14 protein-coding genes are annotated in these 16,772 nt (G+C 42.7%); 12 read left to right on the top strand and 2 right to left on the bottom strand.

All coding sequences use genetic code 11. The annotated features are described in order from the left end of the window. The first annotated feature begins 5 nt into the window (after window positions 1–5). From hslU to HMPREF0556_RS02950, 5 genes are all read left to right on the top strand, one after another. The gene (gene hslU, locus HMPREF0556_RS02930) at window positions 6–1,394 is read left to right on the top strand and encodes an ATP-dependent protease ATPase subunit HslU (protein ID WP_003755340.1); all 1,389 of its coding nucleotides are present in this window, start codon (window positions 6–8) and stop codon (window positions 1,392–1,394) included. Between the two features lie 21 nt (window positions 1,395–1,415). Continuing rightward, window positions 1,416–2,195, top strand: a complete 780-nt coding sequence (gene codY, locus HMPREF0556_RS02935) for a GTP-sensing pleiotropic transcriptional regulator CodY (protein ID WP_003755342.1) — start codon at window positions 1,416–1,418, stop codon at window positions 2,193–2,195. 94 nt (window positions 2,196–2,289) lie between these two features. Continuing rightward, on the top strand, window positions 2,290–2,715 hold the full coding sequence (locus HMPREF0556_RS02940; RefSeq protein WP_003755344.1) for an acyl-CoA thioesterase: 426 nt from the start codon (window positions 2,290–2,292) through the stop codon (window positions 2,713–2,715). Between the two features lies 1 nt (window position 2,716). Then, window positions 2,717–3,031, top strand: coding sequence for a hypothetical protein (locus HMPREF0556_RS02945; RefSeq protein ID WP_003755347.1), 315 nt, complete (start codon window positions 2,717–2,719; stop codon window positions 3,029–3,031). 1 nt (window position 3,032) lies between these two features. Beyond that, window positions 3,033–3,905 (top strand): aldose 1-epimerase family protein, encoded by an 873-nt coding sequence (locus HMPREF0556_RS02950; RefSeq protein WP_003755349.1) that lies wholly within the window; start codon window positions 3,033–3,035, stop codon window positions 3,903–3,905. Between the two features lie 39 nt (window positions 3,906–3,944). Here the strand turns inward: HMPREF0556_RS02950 and plsY are convergent, their stop codons facing one another. Continuing rightward, entirely contained in the window at window positions 3,945–4,541 is a 597-nt protein-coding gene (plsY, locus tag HMPREF0556_RS02955) for a glycerol-3-phosphate 1-O-acyltransferase PlsY (protein WP_003755351.1), read from the bottom strand. A 163-nt stretch (window positions 4,542–4,704) separates the two neighbouring features. Here plsY and HMPREF0556_RS02960 point away from each other — a divergent pair, with 163 nt between their 5' ends. The 4 genes from HMPREF0556_RS02960 to HMPREF0556_RS02975 all read left to right on the top strand — a co-directional run bounded on the left by HMPREF0556_RS02960 (window position 4,705) and on the right by HMPREF0556_RS02975 (window position 11,048). Next, a complete protein-coding gene (locus tag HMPREF0556_RS02960) occupies window positions 4,705–5,991 on the top strand; it encodes a purine/pyrimidine permease (RefSeq protein WP_003755353.1) in 1,287 nt (428 codons plus the stop codon). Between the two features lie 172 nt (window positions 5,992–6,163). Further along, window positions 6,164–8,125: a DNA topoisomerase IV subunit B gene (gene parE, locus HMPREF0556_RS02965; protein ID WP_126320688.1), complete on the top strand. Its 1,962-nt coding sequence runs from the start codon at window positions 6,164–6,166 to the stop codon at window positions 8,123–8,125. Next, entirely contained in the window at window positions 8,122–10,584 is a 2,463-nt protein-coding gene (parC, locus tag HMPREF0556_RS02970) for a DNA topoisomerase IV subunit A (protein WP_003755356.1), read from the top strand. Before parE ends, parC begins: the two co-directional genes overlap by 4 nt. After that, complete coding sequence (locus tag HMPREF0556_RS02975) at window positions 10,581–11,048, top strand: S-ribosylhomocysteine lyase (protein ID WP_003755359.1); 468 nt, start codon at window positions 10,581–10,583, stop codon at window positions 11,046–11,048. The genes parC and HMPREF0556_RS02975 overlap by 4 nt, the downstream gene beginning before the upstream one ends. 36 nt (window positions 11,049–11,084) lie before the next feature. Here HMPREF0556_RS02975 and HMPREF0556_RS02980 read toward each other — a convergent pair whose 3' ends face one another. Beyond that, window positions 11,085–12,935 (bottom strand): acyltransferase family protein, encoded by a 1,851-nt coding sequence (locus HMPREF0556_RS02980; RefSeq protein ID WP_040486420.1) that lies wholly within the window; start codon window positions 12,933–12,935, stop codon window positions 11,085–11,087. 153 nt (window positions 12,936–13,088) lie between these two features. Between HMPREF0556_RS02980 and HMPREF0556_RS02985 the strand changes: the two genes are divergently transcribed. The 3 genes from HMPREF0556_RS02985 (at window position 13,089) to miaA (ending at window position 16,734) form a co-directional block, all read left to right on the top strand. After that, complete coding sequence (locus HMPREF0556_RS02985; protein WP_040486421.1) at window positions 13,089–13,808, top strand: glycerophosphodiester phosphodiesterase; 720 nt, start codon at window positions 13,089–13,091, stop codon at window positions 13,806–13,808. Window positions 13,809–14,007: 199 nt separating this feature from the next. After that, window positions 14,008–15,687 carry a glycerol-3-phosphate dehydrogenase/oxidase gene (locus tag HMPREF0556_RS02990; RefSeq protein WP_003755364.1) on the top strand — a complete coding sequence of 560 codons (1,680 nt, stop codon included), beginning with the start codon at window positions 14,008–14,010 and terminating at the stop codon, window positions 15,685–15,687. 129 nt (window positions 15,688–15,816) lie between these two features. Further along, complete coding sequence (gene miaA, locus HMPREF0556_RS02995; RefSeq protein ID WP_003755366.1) at window positions 15,817–16,734, top strand: tRNA (adenosine(37)-N6)-dimethylallyltransferase MiaA; 918 nt, start codon at window positions 15,817–15,819, stop codon at window positions 16,732–16,734. Window positions 16,735–16,772: the final 38 nt, after the last annotated feature.

A 16,772-nucleotide genomic window follows, 5' to 3' on the forward strand; every position in this document is an offset into this window, starting at 1 on the left:
AGTCATTGGAAAATACAGCGGCATTAACGCCTAGACAAATCGTAGAAAAACTAGACCAATATATCATTGGTCAACATGGCGCCAAGAAATCTGTGGCCGTTGCTTTGCGAAATCGTTACCGTCGTTCTTTGATGGAGGAAACGATCCGGGAAGAGATCATTCCTAAAAATATCTTGATGATCGGACCAACTGGTGTTGGGAAAACCGAAATTGCCAGACGAATCGCAAAACTGGTCAAAGCACCATTTACGAAAATAGAAGCTACTAAATACACGGAAGTCGGCTACGTGGGACGTGATGTAGAGTCGATGGTACGCGACCTTGTCGAAGTTTCTGTTCGGATCGTGAAAGAAGAAAAAATGAGCGAGGTTTATACGAGAGCGCAAAAAAATGCAGACAAGCGGGTTATCAAATTGTTGGCACCCGCCCAAAAGAAACAAAAAAGTCAAACGACAAATCCTTTTGAAGCTTTGTTTAATCAACAAGCACAGGAAGAGGAAGAAGTTGACGCAGAACTTCGTGGTAAACGTGATCAGTTACTATGGCGCTTGCAAAACGGAGAACTCGATGATCAAATGGTGACCGTCGAAGTGAAAGAACAGCAAAATCCCATGTTCGATATGCTGAAAGGGTCGGGAATGGACCAAATGAATGGGATGTCGGATGCTCTTTCTAATCTAATGCCGAAGCAAACGAAAAAACGAAAAGTGACAGTAGCAGAAGCACGTAAGATCCTACACGAAGATGAAGCTGCCAAACTGATCGATCAAGATGAAGTTGCTGCGCTTGGGATTGAACGTGCAGAACAGTTAGGAATTATCTTTATCGATGAGATCGATAAAATCACCAGCGGTTCGGAAGCAGGAAGCGGACAAGTTTCTCGCGAAGGGGTACAGCGTGATATTTTGCCGATCGTTGAAGGATCGCAAGTAGCTACGAAATATGGAACAGTTAATACGGAATATATCTTATTCATTGCCGCAGGAGCTTTCCATACTTCGAAACCAAGCGATTTGATCCCAGAGTTGCAAGGACGTTTTCCGATTCGGGTCGAGCTGGAAAAGCTAGGGCAAGAAGACTTTGTCAAGATTTTGACAGAACCCGACAATGCACTTATCAAGCAGTATCGAGCATTGTTGAAAACAGAAGGGATCGATCTTGTCTTTACGAAAGAAGCAGTAGAGCGCCTTGCTGCGATCGCTTTTGAAGTCAATCAAGATACAGATAACATTGGTGCCAGGAGGCTGCATACGATCCTAGAGAAATTACTAGAAGATCTATTGTTCGAGGCACCTGAGATCACGCTTGATACAGTGACTATCACCGAAAGCTATGTCAATGAAAAACTAACTTCAATCATGCAAAATCGAGATTTAACTGAATTTATTTTATAAGAAAACTAGGAGGAAATAAGAATGAGCTTATTAGCAAAAACAAGAAAAATCAATGCAATGTTACAGAATACATCCGGTAAATCCGTCAACTTTAAAGAAATGGCAGATACATTGGCTGAAGTGATCGACGCAAACACGTATATCGTCAGCCGTCGCGGGAAATTACTTGGTTTTTCGGAAATTTTACCAATTGAAAACGAACGTATGAAACAAATGCTGGTGGATCGTCAATTCCCGGCAGATTACACGCACAGCTTGTTTAACGTGAACGAAACATCTGCAAACTTAGAAGTGTCCAGTCAATATACGGCGTTTCCAACTGAAAACAGTGACTTATTCACCAAAGGCTTAACGACGATCGTGCCAATCGTTGGCGGTGGGGAACGTTTAGGAACATTGATTTTATCTCGTTTGGAAAGTCACTTCACGGATGACGATTTGATGTTGGCAGAGTATGGTGGTACAGTAGTTGGCATGGAGATCCTCCATGAAAAATCCGGCGAGATCGAAGAAGAAGCTCGCAGCCGTGCCGTTGTCCAAATGGCGATCAATTCCTTATCCTACAGCGAATTAGAAGCCATCGAGCATATTTTCGATGAATTGAATGGCAAGGAAGGACTTTTAGTTGCTTCCAAGATCGCTGACCGTGTCGGCATTACTCGTTCCGTTATCGTCAATGCACTTCGTAAACTAGAAAGTGCTGGCGTCATCGACTCGCGTTCACTTGGTATGAAAGGAACATTTATCCGTGTTCTGAATGATAAATTCTTAGTAGAATTAGAAAAATTAAAAAATAATTAAGTGTCAAAAAGCTTCTTCCTATCATTAGAAGAAGCTTTTTTTGTGCATTTTTGCTAAAATATAAAGAAACATTCGGTTATTTGGAGGTTGTAAAATGAAATTCACAGAAACGGAAATCGAAGTACGCTACGCTGAAACAGACCAAATGGGAGTCGTCTATCACACGAATTACCTTGTCTGGATGGAGATCGGCCGGACAAGACTAATTGAAGAATTAGGATTTCGTTATTTTGATATGGAGGAAGCAGGATTCCTTTCTCCTGTCGTGGACGTTCATCTAGCATATGGAAAACCACTGCGTTATGGTCAAACAGCGATCGTAAAAACCAGTATTCTCTCGTATGACGGTCTGCGCGTCACGTATCAATATGAGATTCGCTATAAAGATGGCGGAGAGATCGCGATCACAGGCGAAACAACGCATGTTTGTGTGCGTAAAGATAATTTTAAACCTGTTGCCCTTCGCAGAGAATTCCCGGAATGGCACAAGGCTTATCTCCAAGCCATGGAGCAAGAATAAGATGGCTTTCGGAGTGAAACGAGCCGAACTGCTTGCTTTCAAAGAAAAAGCGCAGGCTGGAGAGATCGCGATCTTAACACATTATTGGCTGGATGATCGTTTCCCTAACTCAAAAACGGTAACTAAAGTTGCTTGTCAAGATGAGCAAGTGTTGCGTGAATGGGGGAAAAAATACGGATTGCAGCCAGAATGGATCGATGATCGGCATGCTGGTTTACCGCATTATGATCTTTTTGGAGAAATCCAAGTTTATGTATTAGAAGCAGAAGGAAAAAACGACCAAATCAAACGATTTCACTTAAAGGAGGAAAAATGAATTGTTGCAATTAGAAAATGGCCAGCTTATTGTAGAACTGAAACAGCAAGGTGCTGAATTGACGCGTATTTATAATAAAGAAACGGAATTGGAGTATCTATGGAAGGCAGATCCAGCTTTTTGGGGTCGTCATGCCCCGATCCTATTCCCTACGGTGGGAAGATTAGTAAACGATACGTATTATGTGGATGAAAAAGCTTATCATCTTGGACAGCATGGCTTTGCTCGTGATCGTGGATTCGAAGTGATCGAGCAGACTGACACAAGCATTGTCTTTAGCTTGGTAGCCGATGAAGAAAGCAAAGCGATCTATCCATATACCTTTGCTTTACGAATTCGCTATACGCTGGAAGGAAATACGGTGAAGGTTGGCTATGAAGTTGAAAACATGGACACAAAACGGATTTACTTTTCAATCGGCGCACATCCTGCCTTCAATGTACCATTACTGGATGGCGAAAACTTTGAAGATTATTACTTGGATTTTCATGCCGAAGAAAGCATGGAGACACTGGTACTAGACGGCCCTTATCGCAGCGGGGAAATCAAAAAGCTTGTACCTGAAAAAGCGCAAAAACTACCATTGAACTATGATTTATTCGCCAATGATGCGTTGATCTTTGAAGGATTGATGGCAGATAAGATCTCGATTCGTTCACATAAGCATGCCCATTTTGTGACAGTTGCCTTTCCAAACTTTCCATTTGTAGGAATTTGGACACCTAAACCGGGAGCACCTTTCCTCTGTATCGAACCATGGTTTGGAGTGGCTGATAGCGCTGGGGATCCTGTGGAGATTCGGGATAAAGCAGGTATTGAACAGCTTGACCCAGAAGCGATATTTGCAACGGAATATGAGATTACACTTGGTTAATAAAAAAACGTTCCTGCTAAAATAGCAAGAACGTTTTTTTTACATCCACGTAATTTTCGGCTCGGTTCCGTTTTTGATACGGGCGATGTTCGTACGGTGCCGGTAGATCACAAAAATCGCGATGCAGGCGATCAGTAATGAGAGCACCCAATCTTTTGCAAATACTGACAAGAGCAAGGCGATCACAGCAGTAATCATCGAACTAAGCGATACATACTTGCTGATTTTGAGCGTGATCAAAAATACGATGATCACAGCAATAAATAGCAGTGGCGCATATCCTAAGATGATCCCGGCCGACGTGGCAACCGCTTTTCCGCCTTTGAAGCCAGCAAAAATCGGGAAGCTATGACCGATGATCGCAAAAATCCCGGTCAGCAGATAAAAATGATGATCGACATGAAGGTGGAAAACTAGCGGTAAAAGTGTTGCTAGCGTACCTTTCAAGATATCGATAGCCGTTACGATACTGCCCGGTAGCAAACCAAGTACTCGAAACGCATTCGTAGCACCCAAGTTGCCGCTTCCATGTTCCCGGATATCTTTTTGGAAAAATAGTTTTCCAATCCATAATCCAGAAGGAATGGAGCCAATCAAATAAGCTAAAACAATTAGTAAGATAAAAGGCAAAATCACGGTATTATCTCCTTTTATAAATCATATTCTGTACGCATTATAGCATAGAATGGCAAAAAAAACGATGCGTTTGTGTCGGAAATGTCAAGAAATGAGCGCTTTACAACAAAGCAGGATAGCGCTAAAATGTTTTATTGAGAATACAGAGGAAAGTTGGGAAAGTATGAAAAAAGGAATTGCGGGAATCCAGTGGATGATTTTTATGATCGCAGCGGCAATTGTAGCACCGATTTCAATCGCCAATCAGTATCATTTAACCACCACGGAAACGTCAGGACTTCTGGCGCGAACTATTTTTGTATTAGGGATCGCAGGTATCTTACAAATTATTATCGGTCATAAACTTCCTATCCACGAAGGACCAGCAGGATTATGGTGGAGCGTCTTTACCGTTTATACAGGGTTTATCGGGGTGCTTTATAGCACCAATATTGCCGCTCTACAGGCTTTATCTGGCGCAATGATCGTGAGCGGAGGATTCTTCATCATCCTCTCTTTTTTTGGGTTCATCGAAAAATTGGCTAAATTATTTACTCCGACTGTGACATTTATTTACTTGATGCTGCTCGTATTGCAGCTAAGTGGTTCGTTTATCAAAGGGATGTTTGGGATAACAGGAGAAAATGGCACGATTAATGTCAAGACAGCATTGCTCAGCCTAGTTGTCGTTTGTCTATCCTTTTTCTTTGGTAAAACAAGAATTTTATGGGTACGTCAATATTCTGTCGTTTTTTCTTTATTGATAGGCTGGTTATTGTTTATTGTTTTCCGTCAAGCACCAGCAGTAGCACATACTAGCAGTTGGTTTGCGCTACCAGAATTATTTCCGTTCGGCGCACCGTTATTTGACTTAGGCGGGATAACGACCGCGTTTTTCTTGACCTTCTTGCTGATCACAAACCTTGTCGCTTCCATTCGGCTTATGGAAACGATCGTCAACCCAAGCGGTACAGAAGACTCTTCGCGTTATCGTCGCAGTGGCTTTGTATCAGGGTTTAATCAGCTACTAGGCGGAGGATTCGGCGCAATTGGTTCTGTACCGATCAGCGGTGCGGCAGGCTTTGTCGCGCAAACTGGGGAAAAAAGCAGATTGGCTTTTTTGATCGGTTGTGTACTTACGACAGTGATCACATTTTTCCCACCACTGATGCACGTAATGGCGGCTATTCCTGCGCCAGTTGGATATGCAGTTGTGTTCGTCCTATTTTCAAATATGGTCGTAATGGCGTTAAAAGAATTAAAAAATATTATTCGGCTGGAAAACGATACTTATTTGATTATCGGGATCTCGCTGATGACAGGCGTTGGGATCATGTTTTTACCTCCATCTGCAACTAGCCAGCTACCAGCTGCTTTGATAGCACTCCTCAATAACGGCTTGATCGTCGGTAGCATGATCGGTATTTTATTAGAACAGCTACTACTTTATCGAAACCGCACTCAAAAGTGACGGTTATTGAAGAAAAAGTTGCGGAAGCAGAGTGATTTAGTATAATATGAGAATACATGTTCTTTACATATAGCCCTTTATTATTTTAAAGGATAGTGCTATTCTGATAAGGTAGCTGATGAGAGCAGACACATCTCAGTGAGAGGAGAAAGAATGAAGTATGAGCAAACCTATGAATGAATATAATGATGACTCCATTCAGGTACTGGAAGGTCTTGACGCAGTTCGCAAAAGACCGGCAATGTACATTGGATCGACAGATGTGCGCGGTCTACACCACTTGGTTTATGAAATCGTGGATAATTCTGTGGACGAAGCGCTCGCTGGCTTCGGGGAAAGAATCACTGTGAAAATATATAAAGATCAAAGTATCAGTATAGAAGACGAAGGACGCGGGATGCCAGTAGGTACCCATAAAACTGGAAAATCAACGGTAGAAGTTATTTTGACGGTCTTGCATGCCGGAGGGAAATTCGGTCAAGAAGGCGGTTATAAAACAAGTGGCGGGCTTCATGGTGTCGGATCTTCCGTAGTAAATGCATTGTCGGAATGGCTAAAAGTCACTGTTTATCGCGATGGTGCCATCTATGAACAAAATTTTGCCGATGGCGGGAAGCCTGTCGATAAATTAAAGAAAATCGGAAAAACGAAGCGGAGAGGAACCAAGATACACTTCAAGCCAGATCCAGCGATTTTCCCCATGACTTCGTTCAATTATGATACACTTTCTGAGCGTTTACGTGAATCTGCTTTTCTTCTAAAAGGAATGGCGATCGAACTTAGCGATGAACGCACTGGCGCTGAAGAAATTTTTCAATTTGAAGAAGGCGTCAAAAACTTTGTGGAATATATCAATGAAGGAAAAGATGTCCTTCACCCAGTTGTTGATATTGATGGGGAAAGCGGCTCGATCGAGATGGAACTTGCTTTCCAATTCAATGACGGTTATTCCGAGAATATTTTAAGTTTCGTAAATAACGTTCGTACCAGAGGAGCTGGAACGCATGAATCCGGTATGAAAGCAGCCATGACACGTGTGTTCAACGATTATGCACGCCGCGTCGGTATGCTAAAAGAAAAAGATAAAAACTTAGAAGGAAGCGATATCCGCGAAGGGTTATCAGCTGTGCTTTCTATTCGTGTGCCTGAGAACTTGCTTCAATTTGAAGGACAAACCAAAGAAAAACTGGGAACGGCAGAAGCACGAGCAGCTGTTGATGCAGTCGTGACAGAGCACCTGGCGTACTTTTTAGCAGAAAATCCAGATACAAGCTCATTACTTGTCAAAAAAGCAATCAAAGCGCGAGAAGCGCGAGAGGCAGCTCGTAAGGCACGGGAAGAAACCCGTAACGGCAAAAAACGCAAACGCTCGGAAACGATTCTGTCAGGGAAATTAACGCCGGCACAATCACGGAATCCGAATAAAAATGAATTATATCTTGTCGAAGGGGACTCCGCCGGTGGATCTGCTAAACAAGGACGAGATAGACGCTTTCAAGCTATCCTGCCACTGCGCGGAAAAGTTATCAACACGGAAAAAGCCAAATTACCGGATATCTTAAAAAATGAGGAGATCAGCACGATCATCCATACAGTCGGCGCAGGTGTCGGTGCAGAATTTAATTTAGAAGACTGCAACTATGACAAAATCGTGATCATGACCGATGCCGATACCGATGGTGCGCATATCCAAGTATTACTATTGACATTTTTCTATCGTTATATGACGCCACTTATCGAAGCCGGCAAAATTTTTATTGCCTTGCCGCCGCTTTATAAAGTCAGCAAAGGTGCGGGCAAAAAAGAAGTGCTTGAATACGCTTGGACAGATGATGAATTAGAAGGTGCCATCAGCAAGATCGGTAAGGGTTACATGATCCAGCGCTATAAAGGGCTTGGTGAAATGAATGCCGATCAATTATGGGAAACAACCATGGACCCGGAAACACGCACGCTGATAAGAGTTCGGATCGATGATATTGCAAGGGCAGAGCGAAGAGTGGCGACACTCATGGGCGACAAAGTAGAGCCACGTCGCAAGTGGATCGAAAAACATGTCGAATTTACCATGGAAGATGATCAAAACATCCTCGAAAATGAAAACATGATGATTGAGGAGGCGACTGACGAATGAGTTTACCAGAACAGCATATCCAAGATTTAGCACTGGAAGAAGTAATGGGAGACCGTTTCGGCCGTTACAGTAAATATATTATCCAAGAACGTGCGCTTCCAGACGTTCGCGATGGATTGAAACCCGTTCAAAGACGAATCTTGTTCGCTATGAATGTAGAAGGCAACACCTCTGAAAAGGGTTTTCGAAAATCTGCTAAAACAGTAGGGAATGTTATCGGGAACTATCACCCGCATGGCGACTCTTCTGTATACGAAGCAATGGTGCGGATGAGCCAAGATTTTAAAGTCCGCAACAGCCTAATCGAAATGCACGGTAACAATGGGAGTGTTGATGGTGATCCGCCCGCAGCAATGCGTTATACGGAAGCCCGGCTCTCCAAGATCGCCGCTGAATTGCTACGCGACATTGAAAAAGAAACCGTAGATTTTATACCAAACTTTGATGATACGTCGAGTGAGCCAACTGTACTGCCAGCAAGATTCCCGAATCTGCTAGTTAATGGTTCTACCGGGATCTCCGCGGGTTATGCAACCGATATTCCGCCTCACAATCTCACTGAGATCATCGAAGCAGTGATCAAGAGATTGGATAAACCCGACTGCTCCTTAGCAGATATTATGAAAATCGTGAAAGGCCCGGATTTCCCAACTGGAGGTATCATCCAGGGGATCGATGGTATCCGTAAAGCATACGAAACAGGAAAAGGGCGCATTATCGTCCGCTCTAAGACGGAAGTAGAAGACCTGCGCGGTGGTCGCAAGCAGATCACGATCCATGAGATCCCATATGAAGTCAATAAGGCTAATCTTGTAAAACGAATCGACGAACTACGAATCGAAAAACGGATCGAAGGGATTTCCGAAGTCCGTGACGAAACGGATCGCACAGGGCTACGGATCGCGGTGGAATTAAAGAAAGACGCCAACAGTGAAGGTGTTTTGAACTATCTTTTCAAAAATACGGACTTACAAATCAGCTATAATTTCAATATGGTCGCTATCCACAATAAGCGACCAGAACTGATGGGCATTATCGCCATGCTAGATGCTTATATCAGTCATCAAAAAGAAATTATTACGAAACGATCAGAATATGATATCAAGAAAGCAAAAGCAAGACAGCATATCATTGAAGGTCTGATCAAAGCATTATCGATACTGGATGAAGTGATTCAATTGATTCGCGGGTCGAAAGACAAACGCGATGCGAAACTTAATTTGCAGCAAACCTATCAATTCAGCGAGCGTCAAGCAGAAGCAATCGTTTCCCTGCAATTATATCGCTTGACCAATACAGACATCCATGACTTGAATAAGGAAGCAGCCGAATTAGCGGCACAAATAGATGCTCTAGAAAAGATCCTCGGTGATGAAGGCGAATTGGTAAAGACATTAAAAGCTGAACTTACAGAGATCAAGAAAAACTATAAAACACCGCGACTCACTGCAATTGAAAACGAGATCGCAGAAATCGTTATTGATAAAGAAGTGTTAGTAGCAAGCGAAGACGTTATTGTTTCTGTAACAAAAGAAGGCTATGTCAAACGCACTTCTTACCGATCCTATACCGCTTCAAAAGGCGACGAACTAGCAATGAAAGAGACCGACCATGCGATCTTTATCGAGAAGATGAATACTATGGACGCACTGCTCTTATTTACCAGCCACGGTAATTTTATTTATCGGCCAGTCCATGAGCTACCCGATATCCGCTGGAAAAATCTCGGTGATCACGTCAGCCATATCGTCACAGAAATGGGCAGCGGCGAAGAAGTGATTCAAGCGTTGCCATTATCTAAAGCGAATGAAACCCAAAAATTAGTCTTTCTGACGCAAGCAGGAATGACAAAAGTCTCGCTGATCGCCAACTACCGGCCGCAGCGTTATTCAAAAGCGATGATGGCGATCAAATTGAAGGCTGATGACAAGCTGTTAAATGTGGCAGTTGCAGATGGCAGTGAAGATATTTTCATTGCGACTCGTAATGGCTACGGTCTTCGCTATCCAATCACTGAAATACCAGAATCAGGTACAAGAACGGCCGGCGTAAAAGCCATCAATCTAAAAGAAACCGATGAAGTTGTCGGTGGCGTATTGTTGCAAAGTGAAGAAAATCGCGGTATCATTTTGACAACGCAACGAGGTTCGATGAAGAAAATGAAGGCATCTGAATTTGAGGCGATCTCGAGAGCGAAACGCGGCTTGCTGATGCTACGCGAATTGAAAGCAAACCCGCACCGCTTTATCGATATCCGTTTAGCTGATAAAGACGATCGCCTGATGGTACTCACGAACAAAGAACAGACTGTCGAAATCCAGGTGGAAAATCTCCGTACCACCGATCGCTATTCCAATGGCTCGTTCATCCTTGATGAAACCTTAGAGGGAACACCGATCGAAGTTTGGACAGAAATCCCAGAAATCAAAGAAGAAGAAGGGAAAGGTGAAGAAAAATGACGGAAAAAATGAACGTCGAAAGCTTCAACTTAGATCACACAAAAGTGGCCGCTCCTTACGTTCGCTTAGCAGGAACAAAAACAGGCTACCACGGCGATGAGATTTATAAATACGACCTTAGATTCAAGCAACCGAACAAAGAACACATGGAAATGCCCGCGCTTCATTCCTTAGAACATTTGATGGCGGAACTTTCCCGTAACCATACAGACAAAATTGTCGACATCAGTCCAATGGGCTGCCAAACTGGTTTTTATTTATCCGTGATCAACCATACAGATTTTGATGATGTCTTACGTATTTTAGAAGCTACACTGAAAGACATCTTACAAGCAACTGAAGTTCCAGCTTGCAACGAAGTACAATGTGGTTGGGCAGCAAGCCATAGTTTAAGCGGCGCCCAAGCATTAGCCAAAGAGTTCTTAGACAAAAAAGCAGAATGGAAAAACGTATTTGCAGAATAAAAAGAAGCGTTACTCAGATAATGAGTAACGCTTCTTTTATTTTTTCATTTTGTTGGTCAAAAGATCGACATATGTCTGGGAGCCACGACCGGTCAGATGCACACCGTCTTTGGCGAAGTAATGGTTATTGTCTAAAGATTGTTTGTGCCAATCTATGACCGTGACATTATCTTTGGAAGCAGCTTTTTCAATATATTGATTCACTTCCGATTCCCAGTTCCGCGGCACTCGAGTATTAATAAGGTAAATATGTGCTCTATTGAAGCGGCTTAACAACTTATCCAGCTGGTCTTCAGTGAAGGGGCCATTTGTCCCTAGTTCAAGAATGACCGCACTGCTAGAATTATTGAATTTCTGATAACTGTTCGCCAGCGGGATCGTGTCCCGAAGCTGTCTTCCTACTAAGCCGTCGATCGTAACATTTGGAACAGCATCCTTCAAGTCGGATTCAATATCGATCATGATCGAATCACCGATCGCCAATGTTTGCGCGTAAGGAATAGTTCCCGACTTCTTCACAGGATCCGCTTTGCCAGTTTTTGCAGGCACATTTTTCTTGGCTTTCTTAGCTTTTTTCGCTGGTGGATCTTCTTTTTTCTTTGCTTTCGTATCAGGAGATTTAGAAGTCACTTTTACATGCGTGGTTTGATTAGTTGCCTCTGAATGCGGAACAAACAAATTTGTCATTCCAAGCAGGAAAAACAGACTAAAAAGCGATACGCCTGAAATCGCGAGCCATTTGCCTACTGGTTTGTCCTGATAGGTAAAATAGCGGACATTTTTAAACCCTTTAAAGTAAGCAATAAAACCAACTTTCCGAATCGGCATTTCAAGGAAGCGATAGGAAAGTTCGGCAACAACGAAAGTAAGTAAAATCTGCAAGCAAGCTCGGCCGATATTTGGCTGACCGATTTCTAAAACCGGGGTCGTAAGCGTAATAATGGGATAATGCCATAAATAAAGACCATAGGAGCGTTTTCCGATATAACGAAGCGGTGAAAAACTGAAAATCGACGCTAAGAAACTGGCAGGATGCGAGATGGTCGCGATCATTACTCCGCCGATCAATGCCACGAGAAACAATCCGCCGCGGTATAAGAATGGCTGATATTCACTGATGAAGAAAGTGAAGAGACCAAAGAATAGCAAACTCATCGATCCAGCTATATTCAAAACGAGTTTACTTTGTTTTGGAATTGTTGGGCTGAGCTGTTTGAATGGCCAGATAAATGCTAGCCCGCATCCGATCAGCAGGTCAAAAGCCCGGGTATCTGTTCCATAATAGACACGGCTTGGATCTGCGCCTGGCGAATACAAAACGCCCATTAAAATAACAGAAAACAAACTCAGGCCAGCAATGATTTGAAGCAGCAATTTGGGATTCTTTACCCATTTTAGAAAGATCAATAAAAAGAGCGGCCAAAAAACATAAAACTGCTCTTCGATCGCCAGCGACCAAAGATTTTTCAAAAGCGATGGTGTACCAAAACTATCAAAGTAAGAAACATGGTGGAAAATAAACCACCAATTGCTACTGTAAAAGAAAGAAGCAATGGCGTCCCCATGCAAGCTTGCAAGTAATGGCCTAGCAAACAACGTTGCTAAAACGACCACAATAATGATCATAGTATATACGGCTGGTATCAAACGTCTAGCACGTCTGATCCAGAAAGATTTCAAATCGATTTTTTGGGTATTGTCCCATTCAGTAAGTAATAGATTGGTGATAAGGTAGCCGGATAATACGAAAAAGATATCCACGCCGATAAATCCGCCTTTGGCCCAATTAAATTGTAAATGATAAAAAATAACAACTAAAACTGCGAGCGCACGAAGACCATCCATACTCGGAACATATTTCCTACTGTAGCGAGTAGTTCTTTTCAAAATAACATCTCCTAAAACATTCTGTCTATATGTCTTGTTCTATCTGTCTATAATACCATATTGGCACAATGTTGTAAGCGAGAAAGGTAGATATTTAAAAAATCTTTCTGAATCAGTTATAATAAAAACAGAAGCGAAATGGAGGGAATGACAATGACAATGATCATGGCTCATCGAGGAAGCAGCGGAACACATCCAGAAAACACACTCGCAGCGATCAAAGAAGCAGTAAAAGCTGGTGCCGACTCGATCGAAATAGACTTGCAACTTACCAAAGATAATATTCCGATCGTGATGCACGATAAAGACGTTAACCGCATGACAAATGGCAAGGGTTTGATTCGTTCTTTCACATATGAAGAAATCAAAAAACTACATATCAAACGATCCGGCTGGAGAGCAATGTTGCCAATGAAGATCCCGTCGTTCCAAGAAGTATTGGACGCATTGAAAGAAACACCGATCCTGCTAAACATTGAATTAAAGACAGATGAATTTGATTACCCGGGTATTGAAAAGATCGTGTTGGATCTTTGCAACGCACAAGGCGGAAAAACAAAGTTCTTATTTTCCTCGTTTAATCCGGAAACACTAAAACGAGTTCGAACATTAAATCCAGTTGCGGACCTGGCATTGATAACAGGACGGGATCTGAAGACACTAGCTGAGATTCAGCAATCGATCGAGATTCAAGCCATCCATCCTGATAAACGGACTTTAGGCGATCCATTGCTAGCAGGTTTAAAGGTCCGCTATTGGACAGTGAATAAAGAAGCGGACATCCGGAAATTTCTTTTAAGCGGTGCAGACGGTATCATCACCGACTACCCGGCACGTGCGAAAGAGATACAGGCGAAATTAGCCGATCAATAAGCAAGCTGCTTTTCTTTTTGAAAAGAATACGCTATACTAAAAATAAGTTAATAAATTGTCCGAGATTTGGAGAGACTGCAAAAAGCGTGCGCACGCTTATTTTGCAGTCTCTTTTTCTTTTGTTTCGTTTTCACCAAAAAGTGGAAAAGAAGAGAGTAATCGAATGGACGATTTAGTATATATCAAGGGGGAACATTAAATGGTGCAATTATTTTCTAGTTTTGACCGTGAAACGATCACACGCAAGCTGCAAGAGAAAAAATATGATATCGTCGTTATCGGCGGAGGGATCACTGGCGCAGGAATCGCGTTAGATGCCATTACCCGGGGACTTTCCGTAGCGTTAGTAGAAATGAAAGACTTTGCTAGCGGGACCTCTTCCAAATCCACCAAATTAGTACACGGCGGATTGCGTTATTTACAGCAATTCCAAGTAAAAGAAGTAGCAGAATTAGGGAAAGAGCGGGCCATCGTCTATGAAAATGGACCACATGTCACTACTCCCGAGTGGATGATGTTGCCATTCCATAAAGGCGGCAATATGGGTAAAACCACAGCTTCATTTGGTATCCGCGTTTACGATCATTTGGCTGGTGTCAAAAAAAGCGAACGCCGCAGAATTTTAAGCCCAAAAGAAACATTGGCAAAAAATCCATTTGTTAAAAAAGACGGCTTAAAAGGTTCCGGCTATTATGTGGAATATCGTACAGATGATGCTAGATTGACGATCGAAGTTATCAAAAAGGCAGTAGAGCTAGGCGCAGAGATCCTGAATTATGTAAAAGTAGAAAATCTATTATATGATGATGATCACAACGTTTCTGGCGTGACTGCTACGGATCAGGTTACTGGGAAAGCGTTTGAAATCAATGGACGCCGCGTTATCAATGCAGGTGGCCCTTGGGTAGACAAGATTCGTAATATGGATCATACCCGCAACAATAAACACTTACGTTTAACAAAGGGAATCCATTTAGTTATCGACAAAAAACGCTTCCCGATGGAACAAGCAGTTTATTTTGATACACCGGACGGTCGAATGGTATTCGCGATCCCACGTGATAAGAAAGTGTATGTTGGTACGACGGATACTTTTTATGAAGAAGAAATCATCCATCCGCGTGCTTTGGAATCCGATCATAATTATGTTATCAAAGCGATCAATTACATGTTCCCAGATGTGAAGATAACGGAGAAAGATATTGAATCAAGCTGGGCTGGAGTAAGACCGCTGATTTATGAAGAAGGAAAAGATCCTTCCGAGATTTCGCGAAAAGATGAAGTTTGGTTTTCCGAAAGCGGTTTGATCACGATGGCTGGCGGTAAGCTGACCGGGTACCGCAAAATGGCGGAAAAACTATTGGATGATATCACCAAAGGAATCGAAAAAGAAACCAAGACCAAATATAAAAACGTACAGACCAAACATTTGCCGATCTCCGGTGGGGATATCGGTGGCTCGAAGAACTTAGAAAACTTCCTTGCTAAAAAAGCGCAAGAAGGAAACAATCGTTTCGGTTGGACGCTCGAGAAAGCACGCGAATTGGCAAAACGATATGGCACAAATATCGATCAACTCTTCACCTATGCGGAAGCGCATAAGGAAGATCCAGAAAATCCGCTACCAAATAGTTTATATGCGGAGCTTCATTACAGCATTTATCATGAAGCAGTGCAGACCCCGGTCGATTTCCTCTTCAGAAGAACCGGTTATCTATTATTCGATATCGACTATTTGCAAGAACACAAAAAAGCAGTGGTCGAAGAAATGAATAGAGTCTTCCACTGGGAAGAAGAGCGCCGTCAAGCATACGAAGAAGACCTGGAAAAAGAAATCCAAGATGCTGTAGAACCAGCTGACTGGCATGACCGTAAGTAAATCATCTAAAAACCCCTGCGTTTCGCAAGAAAACGCGGGGGTTTTCTTTGAAAAATAAATTTTATAAGAAACTATTTTCAATAATGTCAATTCGTGATACATTTGTATCAGATGTAAGGAGGTTTTTGTTTGAGTGCTATTCCTGTAATCGTCATTGTAGGTCCGACTGCTGTAGGCAAAACAGCGTTAAGCATCGCTGTAGCTGAGAAATTCAGCGGTGAGATTATCAGCGGCGATTCCATGCAAGTCTACAAGGGTCTTGACATCGGTACAGCCAAAGTGACCACTGAAGAAATGCACACGATTCCCCATTATCTGATCGATGAGGTCGAGCCGCAAACGCCATTTACAGCAGCGAAATTTCAAAAGGCGACGAAGCAATATATCCACCAGATCGCAGGCCGAGCCAATTTACCTATTATCGTCGGCGGAACCGGATTATATATCCAATCCGTATTTTACGATTACAACTTTGGCACGATTGCTGAGGATCGTACATATCGAAAAGAATTGGAAAAACTAGATAACGATGTTTTGTGGGAACAGTTGAAAGCGTTAGATAGTTTGAGTGCAGAACGTATCCATGCCAACAACAAGCAGCGTGTGATTCGTGCTTTAGAAGTCATCAAAGCTACGAACAAGCCTTTTTCAGCGATGCACACGCATAAAGAGCCGGTGGCTGATTTTCGGCCGCTATACATTGGTCTTGACCTTCCACGGGAACAGCTTTACACGAGAATCAATGCGCGTGTCGAGCTCATGCTGCAAGCAGGACTTGTCGAAGAAGCAAGAAACCTATATGAACAAGGCTTGGATAAAAATCTTCCGGCAATGAAAGGAATTGGCTATAAAGAACTATTCGCTTTCTTTGAAGGGGATACTAGTCTAGAGGCAGCAACCGACCAGATCAAGCAGAATTCACGTCGTTTCGCCAAACGGCAGTTGACGTGGTTTCGCAATCGTATGGATATTCACTGGCTAGAGGCCGACAGCCAAATGCTAAACAATACGGCAGAACAATTGATTACTGACTTTTTAAAGAAATAAAAGCGGATATCGGTTTTATTTCGACCCAGAAGGGTATT

This window comes from Listeria grayi DSM 20601 (assembly GCF_000148995.1).
GTDB lineage: Bacteria > Bacillota > Bacilli > Lactobacillales > Listeriaceae > Listeria > Listeria grayi.